The organism is Pseudostreptobacillus sp., assembly GCF_977040545.1.
Genome location: NZ_CDRRBS010000036.1, coordinates 1 through 9,762, shown reverse-complemented (window position 1 = coordinate 9,762; position 9,762 = coordinate 1). Strand labels below are relative to the sequence as shown.

The window sequence follows — 9,762 nt, the reverse complement described above, 5'->3', positions numbered from 1 at the left end:
AAACAGAACTGATTTTATAGAATACAACTATACATAAGGTTAGTGATGGTAGAAATCATACGGATGCAGGGAAGAAAAGACACTGAGATTCCGTTGCATCAGGAGTTGCTGTTGCAATAGCGAATAGCAATTTATCTACTCAAAAAGGACACTCTATAGGAATAGGTGTTGGATACTTTAAGAAAGAATGGGGAATAAGTTTAGGTTATTCAGGAGAAATTAATAGATTTGGATTTAAGGTTAATTCAGGACTATCATCTAAATTGGAGTTTAGTGCTGGGTTAGGTTTATCGTATAGCTTTGGTAAAAAAGAAGAGCCGTTTGTTATGAAATCTGATGATAATAATTTAGATATATTTGTTGATAGAATTAATAATATTGAAAAAAATGTAAAAGAAAAACTAGAAAAATATATTAATGAAGATAAAAAAGGTATGGAAAGAGATATAGAAAAATTAAAATCAGAAAATTTAAATCTTAAAAATGAAATAACAAAAATATATGAAATATTAAAGAATAAAAAAGAAGTTGTAAGTGATGTAGCTGTTGTAGATAAATTTGAATTTGATAAAACTGATATATCTGAAGGAAATATGAAAAAAATTGATGAATTTTTAGGTAAAAGAAAAATTTCTGTTTTAAATATTATAGGTCATACGGATAAAGTTGGAACTGAACAGTACAATATAGATTTATCTTTAAGAAGAGCTAAAAGTGTTAAAGAATATATAAAAAATAAGATGTTATATGGAGTTATTAATATATTTGGAAAAGGAGAAAAAGAACCAATAAGTAGTAATGATGAAGAAAATAGAAGAGTGGAGCTAATTGTTGAAGAAGAATGATTATTTTTTATAATAAATATTATAGTGAAATAATTTAATATCGTGATGAATTAAATTAAAAATAAATAATTGAAAATGTAGTAAATTTAAGGGATGAAAGTGATTTCATCTCTTTTTATTTTCATTGAAAAAACTTTGTAAATATGGTATTATGTGAAATAGAGATAATAAAGAAAAGAGGGTAGAAATGGTTACTAAGGAAGAGATATTAAAAATTGCTAAATTAAGTAAATTACATATAGAAGATATTCAAGTTGAAAAGTACCAAAATGATTTGAATGATATACTAAATTATATGGAACAATTAAATGAACTTGATTTAACGGAAGTAGAACCTTTATATAGTGTTCATGAATTAGATATAGTATTTAATAAAGATGAGGTATGCAATGAAATGGATAAAAAAGAATTTTTAGAAAATTCTCCTAAGCATGATGAAAATTTCATTTCATTACCTGTTATGGTAGGTGATTCAAATGAGTAAAATATATAGTTTAACTGCAAGTGAACTTGAGAAAAAAATAGCACAAGGAGAAATAACTTCTGTTGAGGCGACACAAAGTATATTAGATAGAATAAAAGATGTAGATGATAAAATAGGTGCATTCATTTCTGTTGAAAGTGAAAATGCGATAAATACAGCAAAAATTGCAGATGGTATAAAAGAGAATACACCACTTAAAGGAGTTCCTATAGCTCTTAAAGATAATATTGTATCAAGAGAAGAATATACAACTGCTGCTTCTAAAATACTAAAAGGATATAAAGGAACATACGATGCTACTGTGGTTAAAAAATTAAAAGAAGCACATGTACCTTTAGTTGGTAAAACGAATATGGACGAATTTGCTATGGGGTCTTCTAATGAAAATTCATCGTTTAAATCAGTTTCAAATCCATGGGATTTAGAAAGAGTACCTGGTGGTTCAAGTGGAGGAGCAGCAGCAGCTGTTGCATCTCTTGAGGTACCGATAGCACTAGGTAGTGATACGGGAGGTTCAGTTAGACAACCTGCAGCATTAACAGGAACTGTTGGATTAAAACCAACTTATGGTAGAATTTCTAGATATGGTTTGATGGCATTTTCTTCTTCTTTAGATCAAATAGGTATAATAGCAAGAAGTTCTGAAGATATAGCTAAAACTCTAGGTATAATAGCTGGATTTGATGAAAATGATTTAACTACATTAAATGTTCCTGTTCCTGATTATGTATCTTTATTGAATAGAGATATTAAAGGCTTAAGAATAGGTATATCACAAGAGTTTTTTGATGGATTAAATGAGGAAGTTAAAAAGGTTATAAATCAAGCACTAAATACTTTAGTTTCATTAGGTGCAAAACTTGTTAATATTGATCTTAAATATATGAAATATTCAATTTCTACTTATTATATTATTTCATCTGCTGAAGCATCTTCAAATCTTTCAAGATATGATGGTGTTAGATATGGATATAGGGCAGAAAGTGATAACATAGAAGATATGTATGTTAAAACAAGAAGTGAAGGGTTTGGAAATGAAGTTAAAAGAAGAATAATGATAGGTTCTTATGTATTGAGTTCAGGTTTCTATGATGCTTATTTTAAAAAAGCATCTCAAGTAAGAAGGTTAATTAAAGACGATTTTCAAAATGCTTTTAAAGATGTAGATGTAATAATAACTCCAACAACACCAACTACGGCATTTAAAAAAGGTGAAAAATCAAGTAAACCAATAGAAATGTATTTATCTGATATATATACAGTATCTGTTTCACTTGCAGGACTTCCTGCAATGTCAGTACCTGCAGGTTTCGTTGATGGATTGCCAGTTGGTATACAATTGATTGGAAATTATTTAAAAGAAGATCTATTGTTAAATATAGGGAATATATACGAAAAAGAGAGAGGAGAAATAGATTATGAAAGAATATGATATAGTTATAGGACTAGAAGTTCATTGTCAATTAAAAACTAAATCAAAAATTTGGTGTAATTCAAATGCTGATTATGATTCACAATTACCAAATACTTGTATTTCTCCAACATCAACAGGTATGCCTGGAGCTCTTCCTAAATTTAATGAGGAAGTATTAAATTATGCAATTAAAGCAGCACTTGCATTAAATTGTGATATTAATAAGATAAGCTATTTTGATAGAAAAAATTATTTCTATCCAGATTCACCTAAAAATTATCAAATAACTCAATACTTTAAACCTTATGCAGAAAATGGATATTTAGAATTTTCTAGAAATGATAAAAATGTAAAGGTTGAAATAGAAAGGATACAAATTGAAGAAGATACAGCTAAAAGTATTCATACTAAACATGAATCAATATTAAACTTTAATCGTGCTTCTATGCCTTTAATAGAAATAGTTACAAAACCTTGTATGACTAATCCACAAGATGCTTATGTGTATTTAAACACTTTAAAAGAAAGATTAAAATATACAGGTGTTAGTGATGTTAGTATGGAACTTGGTTCTTTAAGATGCGATGCTAATGTTTCTATAAAAGAAAAAGGAAGTGAAAAACTTGGTACAAGAACTGAAACTAAAAATTTAAATTCATTTAAAGCAGTAGTTAGAGCCATAGAATATGAAGCTAATAGACAAATGGAGATTATAGAAAACGGTGGAAGAGTTGTACAAGAAACTAGACTTTGGGATGATGAATTAGGAATTACAAGACCTATGCGTAACAAAGAAGAAGCTATGGATTATAGATATTTTCCAGAACCAGATCTTCCAAGACTTGTAATAACTGATGAGAGAATAGATAAAATTAAAAAAGAGATGCCTGAGTTTGCAGATGAAAAACAAGTAAGATTTATTAAAAATTATTCATTAAGTGAAATTGATGCTCAAAATTTAGTGAGTTCTATAGAACTTGCAAATTACTTTGAAAAAGTAGTTGAACTATCTGGAAATCCTAAACTTTCAACTAACTGGATATTAACAGAAGTGCTAAGAGTTTTAAAGGAAAAATATATAGGTATAGAAGAATTTAGTATTTTACCTGAAGATCTTGCAAGTTTAATTAAGTACATAGATAAGGGAGATATAAGTTCTAAAATTGCTAAAGAAATATTTGAAATAATGCTTGAAAAATCACAAAAACCAGAAGAAATTATAAAAGAAAAAGGACTTGTTCAAATATCGGATACCTCTCAAATTGAAGCGATAGTTAAGCAGGTAATAGATGAAAATCCAGAATCAGTTCAAGATTATTTAAATGGTAAAGATAGAGCTATAAAAGCGTTAATGGGTTCTGCTATGAAAATATCTAAGGGTAAAGCAAATCCTAAACTTGTTCAAGAATTATTAATTAAGAATATATCTAAGGATAATTAATTATGAAAAATAAAAATAAAATACCTAAATATGTATATTTAACATCAATATATTTAGCTATATTTTTGATAATATTATCAACTTTTTTTCTTCAAATTTTTAAGTTATCTTTACATGGTAAGATAAGTGAAAATTTAGAGTATAAAGCAGTAATTAAAGCAAAGCGTGGTTCTATAATTACTAGTGATAATTTAGAAATAGCACAAGATTTAGAGTTTCAAAATTTTATAATAGATCCAACTTTATTTGCTAATGATGAAGAGATTAATAAATTTATAGAAATATTATCTAAGGTAATACCTGAATTAGATACTATTGAGGTTAAAAATAAGATAATTGAAAAAAGAATTAAAAAGAATAAATATTATCCTTTTGAAAAAACTCTGATAACTATAGATCAAAGAGAAAAAATTGAAGAATTGATTAGAAATGAAAAGAAAAGAAAAAAAGGATTTTTCAAAGGTAGATTTATATCTTTTAATAGAGTGTTTGAGAGAAAATATATAGATAATAGTGTTTTTGAATCGTTGATAGGTTTTTTAAATAGAGAAGGAGAAGGAGTTTATGGACTAGAACATAAATATCAAGATTATCTTAAGGGTATAGATGGTATTGTTTCGGGGATAAGACCATTTACACCAAGTGTTGCAGAATATACACTACCTTATCTTTTAGATCAAAAAGTAGTTAAAAAGGACGAACCAGGTAAGAATTTGTTATTATCTATAAATTCAATATTTCAATATGCTTTAGATGATGTATTAAAAAATGCTTATGAAGCGTATACACCAGTTTCAGCTATGGGTATAATAATGGAAACAGATACTGGTAGAATACTTGCTATGGATTCATATCCAAAAGCTAGTAATAAGGCAGAAATAAAAAACTATAATATTACATCTTTATTTGAACCGGGATCAATATTTAAACCTATAACAGTAGCATCAGCTATTGATGATGGGAAAATAAATGAAAATACACAAATTAGCTCTAGTGGGAAAATAAAAATAAAAAATAGAACAATAAATGATCATGATAATACAACAATAGGAACTATGAGCGTAAGTAAGATAATGGCTCATTCTGGAAATGTTGGATTAGTAAAAATATCACAAATGATGGATCCTACAGTATTTTATAATTATCTTGTAAAATTTGGGTTAGGTAATAAGACTGGTATAGATACATCATTTGAAACTTCAGCAAAGATGATGACAACTAAACAATTTACAGAAGTAAGACGTTCAAATGTTTCTTTTGGTCAAGGTATAAATATGACACAATTACAAATATTAACGGCACTTAATGCAACAGTTAATGGTGGTAATTTAATACAACCTAGATTAGTTGATAAGATAGTTGATAAAGAGGGGAATGTTATAAAAGAATATACGCCTACAGTTAAAAGCAAAGTAGTTAGTGAGGATACTAGTAGAAGAATAAGAGAAATATTAGAAAAAGTTGTATCAGAAGGAACAGGACAGGGAATAAAACTTGAAGGATATAGACTTGGAGGTAAAACTGGTACTGCACAAAAAGCAGGACCTAATGGTTATGAGACAGGTAAATATTTTTCTTCATTCTTTACGTTCTTTCCAGTAGATAATCCTAAATATTCTATACTTGTTACAGTAGATGAACCTCATGGGGCATATTATGGTGCATCTGTTGCGCTACCTATGGTTAGAGATGTTTTAGATAAAGTTATTAAATATGAAAATATATTACCAAATTCAAATGATATAGATAATCAACATTTATTAAAAGAAGAGGGAACTATAATTAAAGATAATAACAATAATAATATTGCTAAATTAAATGAAGCTATATCTATTAATCTTATGCCTAATCTTAAAGGCTTGACGAGAAAAAATATTATTAAATTAACTTTAGAGGGTTATAAGGTAGAAATAAAGGGACATGGAAGAGTAGTAGCTCAATATCCTGAAGCTGGTAAAGTTATAAAAAAAGGGGATTTAATTAAGTTAGAGTTACAATAGGGGGGAATATATGTATTATCAAATTTATGTAAAAAAAAGAAGAAGTACCTATACTTATAGCTCAGATAAGGAGCTTGAGATAGGAACTTATTGTGAGGTTGATTTTGCAAAATCTAAATTATTAGGTATAGTAATAAGGGAGAGTAAAAAAGAGGATATAGGTGATTTTAAAATAAAAAGTATAGATAAAGTACTTTTAGATATTCCTAAAATACCTAAAAATATATTAAATCTGGCTATTTTTATAAACACTTATTATATCACTGATTTTTTTGCATCACTGGCTCTTGTTGGGCCTTATGATAAAATGAGTTTAGAATCTATTAAAAAGTTAGAAATAGAGGATGTAGATATAAAAGAAGAAGTATCTTTGAGTGAAAAGCAATATGAAATATATAATGAAATTATAAATAGTAATGAATCATATTTTTTATTACATGGTATAACTGGAAGTGGTAAAACTCAAATATACATTAAATTGATAATTGAGGCATTAAATAGAAAAAAAGGAAGTATATTTCTTGTTCCTGAAATATCTTTAACTACACAAATGGTTAATGGATTAAAAAAGATATTTGGAGATAATATTTCTATAATACATAGTAAAATGACACCAGCTAAGAAAAAAGCAGAATGGGAAAAGATATATTCAGGGAAAAGTAAGATAGTTATAGGAGCAAGATCGGCTATTTTTGCTCCTGTAAATAATCTTGGATATATAATAATGGATGAAGAGCATGAAAATACATATAAGCAAGAAGATAATGCTAGGTATCATACAAGAAATGTAGCTCTCAAAAGAGCTATGCTTGAAGATTGTAAGGTGATATTTGGTAGTGCAACTCCTTCTTTTGAAACTTATTATTATGCACAAAAAGGTAGTATAAAATTACTTGAACTTAATGAAAGATATAATGGTGCAACTTTACCAGAAGTTGAAGTAGTTAATCTTGAAGATGAAGAAGGATATCTTTCAAAAACTCTTCTTAAAAATATGAAGGAAACTATATCAAAAGGAGAACAAGTTATACTCATATTAAATAGGAAATCACATTCAGTACAAGTAAAGTGCCATGAGTGTAATGAAAAACTAAAATGTCCAAGATGTAGTGTAAATTTACAATATTATAAGCAAATTAATATGCTTAAATGTTCTCATTGCGAATATAATGTAAAAATGTATGAAAAATGTCCTAATTGTGAATCTAGTAAATTTAATTTTTTAGGTATGGGAACAGAAAAATTAGAAGAAGAATTAGAGGAATTATTTGGAAAAGAAAATATTTTGAGAATGGATTCAACTACGATGAAGACTAATAGTTTATTAAAAAAAGCTTATACTGATTTTATAAATCAAAAATATCAAATTTTAGTTGGGACTCAAATTGTAGCTAAGGGATTTCATTTTCCAAATGTTACTTTGGTTGGAGTAATTAATTCTGATCAAATATTACAGTTTTCAGATTTTAGAGCAGGAGAGAAAACTTTTCAACTTGTAACACAAGCTGCTGGTCGTTCTGGTCGTGGAGATAAAAAAGGGAAAGTAATAATACAAACATATAATAGCGATTCAAACCTTATAGAATCTATTAAAAATTCAGATTTTAAAAGCTATTATAATGAAGATATGTCACTTAGAGAATTAGTTAAATTACCACCTTTTGTTAAGTATATAAAAATAATAGTTTCATCTAAAAAAGAAGAAAAATCTAAAAAACAAATTAATGATATATATTCTTTGGTTTATGATAAATTTGATTATGTATCCCAACCTGATAGAGCAAATATATATAAGTTAAATGATGATTATAGAAATGTAATATATATAAAAACAAATAACAAGGAAATGATTAAAAATAGATCTTTATTAAAGTCTATTAAGGATCAAAGTAACTCTAGTGTTAGAGTGCTAATAGATGTTGATCCTTTAAATTAGATGGAGGATAAAATGAAAATATATGTTTATGAAAGTTCTATATTAAGAACTAAATCAACAGAAGTAGAAGTAGTAGATGATGAATTAAAATTAATATTAAATAAAATGATGAAAGTAATGGAAGAAGCAAATGGAATAGGTCTTGCTGCCAATCAAGTAGGAATAGATAAGAGATTTTTTGTTTTGGATGTGGAAGGTAGAAAAATAAAAGTAATAAATCCTGAAATATTAGAATTTGGTGATGAACTTGTTGAATTTGAAGAGGGTTGTTTAAGTATACCTGGAATATATAAAAATGTAACTAGACCTGAAAAAATACATGTTAAATATATGGATGAAAATAATGAGATACATGAAGAATTATTAGATGGTTTACTTTCTCGTGCATTTCAACATGAATTAGATCATTTAGATGGTGTCTTGTTTATAGATAAAATATCACCTCTTAGTAAAAATTTAATAAGAAAAAAATTACAATTAATGAAGAAAAACTCTATACCAAGAGAATTTGATGTAGAGTAGTAAGGAGTATGATGAAAACTTTATTTATGGGAACTCCTGATTTTGCTTTGGACACTTTAAAATATTTATATGAAAATACAGAATTATTAGCAGTATTTACTAAAGTTGATAAGGTAAATGGTAGAGGAAATAAGATAACTTTTAGTCCAGTTAAACAATTTGCTTTAGACAATGGTATAGATGTAATACAGCCTAAAAGTTTGAGAGTAGATGAAACATATAATTTGATAAAGGAATATAATCCAGATTTAATAGTTGTAGTAGCTTATGGAATGATAATACCTAAAAATATTATTGATATTCCTAAATTTGGTATAATAAACGTTCATTCATCATTATTACCTAAATATAGAGGTGCAGCTCCAATACATGCTGCTATAATTAATGGAGATGATAAGACAGGTGTAAGTATAATGTATATTAGTGAAGGACTTGATGAAGGAGATGTTATACTTACTAAAGAAACTCCAATATATTTAGAGGATAATTTAGGTACATTGCACGATAGATTAAAAGTTTTAGGTGCAGAAGGTGTCAAAGAAACTATAAAATTAATGGAGGAAAATAAGGTTATTAGACATCCTCAAGATAGTAGTTTAGCTACTTTTGTTAAGCCTATAAAAAAAGAAGAAACAAAAATAGATTTTAATGATAAATCTATAAATATATTTAATAAAATAAGAGGAATGAATCCTTTCCCTGTAGCTTATACTACATTAAATGATAAGGTTCTAAAGCTTTATGATTCAATGTACGTAGAATATATAGGAGATGAAATACCAGGTACAGTCATATATTTAGGTAAAGAGGGTATAAAAGTTAAGACTAGTGATGGTGCGATTTTTATAAAAGAATTAAAATTAGAAGGTAAAAAGAAACAAAAAGCAACAGATTTCATAAATGGTAGACAAATAAATTTAAATGATATTTTAAAATAGAAGGAGAAAGTTATGAAGAGTAAATATGAGGCAAAAGATATTTCTGATCGTATTGTTGCAAGATTAACACTGTACTTAGGGATTTTAAAAGAAATGTCTAAAACTAAAACAGAAGTAAATTCTGGTGAGTTATCTCATAAGATGAATACTACTGCAGTACAGGTTAGAAAAGATTTATCTAC

9 protein-coding genes are annotated in these 9,762 nt (G+C 27.1%); all 9 read left to right on the top strand.

Annotated elements, in window-relative coordinates:
- The first annotated feature begins 263 nt into the window (after window positions 1-263).
- Window positions 264-845, top strand: a complete 582-nt coding sequence (locus ACWYO2_RS03090) for an OmpA family protein (protein ID WP_455515033.1) — start codon at window positions 264-266, stop codon at window positions 843-845.
- A gap of 187 nt (window positions 846-1,032) precedes the next feature.
- Window positions 1,033-1,329 (top strand): Asp-tRNA(Asn)/Glu-tRNA(Gln) amidotransferase subunit GatC, encoded by a 297-nt coding sequence (gene gatC, locus ACWYO2_RS03085; RefSeq protein WP_455515032.1) that lies wholly within the window; start codon window positions 1,033-1,035, stop codon window positions 1,327-1,329.
- Window positions 1,322-2,761, top strand: a complete 1,440-nt coding sequence (gatA, locus tag ACWYO2_RS03080; RefSeq protein WP_455515031.1) for an Asp-tRNA(Asn)/Glu-tRNA(Gln) amidotransferase subunit GatA — start codon at window positions 1,322-1,324, stop codon at window positions 2,759-2,761. The genes gatC and gatA overlap by 8 nt, the downstream gene beginning before the upstream one ends.
- Window positions 2,745-4,184, top strand: a complete 1,440-nt coding sequence (gene gatB, locus ACWYO2_RS03075) for an Asp-tRNA(Asn)/Glu-tRNA(Gln) amidotransferase subunit GatB (protein ID WP_455515035.1) — start codon at window positions 2,745-2,747, stop codon at window positions 4,182-4,184. The genes gatA and gatB overlap by 17 nt, the downstream gene beginning before the upstream one ends.
- 2 nt (window positions 4,185-4,186) lie before the next feature.
- Window positions 4,187-6,184: a penicillin-binding protein gene (locus ACWYO2_RS03070; protein WP_455515030.1), complete on the top strand. Its 1,998-nt coding sequence runs from the start codon at window positions 4,187-4,189 to the stop codon at window positions 6,182-6,184.
- Window positions 6,185-6,194: 10 nt separating this feature from the next.
- Window positions 6,195-8,120 (top strand): replication restart helicase PriA, encoded by a 1,926-nt coding sequence (gene priA / locus ACWYO2_RS03065; protein WP_455515029.1) that lies wholly within the window; start codon window positions 6,195-6,197, stop codon window positions 8,118-8,120.
- Window positions 8,121-8,132: 12 nt separating this feature from the next.
- Window positions 8,133-8,642, top strand: a complete 510-nt coding sequence (gene def / locus ACWYO2_RS03060) for a peptide deformylase (RefSeq protein ID WP_455515028.1) — start codon at window positions 8,133-8,135, stop codon at window positions 8,640-8,642.
- 11 nt (window positions 8,643-8,653) lie between these two features.
- The gene (gene fmt, locus ACWYO2_RS03055) at window positions 8,654-9,580 is read left to right on the top strand and encodes a methionyl-tRNA formyltransferase (protein ID WP_455515027.1); all 927 of its coding nucleotides are present in this window, start codon (window positions 8,654-8,656) and stop codon (window positions 9,578-9,580) included.
- Window positions 9,581-9,592: 12 nt separating this feature from the next.
- Window positions 9,593-9,762: winged-helix domain-containing protein (locus ACWYO2_RS03050; RefSeq protein WP_455515034.1), on the top strand; the 170-nt coding region annotated here is incomplete at its 3' end.

Bases quoted from the DNA above. Each gene is read 5' to 3' on its own strand.
- fmt (WP_455515027.1), top strand. From the start codon at position 8,654: ATGAAAACTTTATTTATGGGAACTCCTGATTTTGCTTTGGACACTTTA.
- priA (WP_455515029.1), top strand. From the start codon at position 6,195: ATGTATTATCAAATTTATGTAAAAAAAAGAAGAAGTACCTATACTTAT.
- gatA (WP_455515031.1), top strand. From the start codon at position 1,322: ATGAGTAAAATATATAGTTTAACTGCAAGTGAACTTGAGAAAAAAATA.
- def (WP_455515028.1), top strand. From the start codon at position 8,133: ATGAAAATATATGTTTATGAAAGTTCTATATTAAGAACTAAATCAACA.
- gatC (WP_455515032.1), top strand. From the start codon at position 1,033: ATGGTTACTAAGGAAGAGATATTAAAAATTGCTAAATTAAGTAAATTA.
- ACWYO2_RS03070 (WP_455515030.1), top strand. From the start codon at position 4,187: ATGAAAAATAAAAATAAAATACCTAAATATGTATATTTAACATCAATA.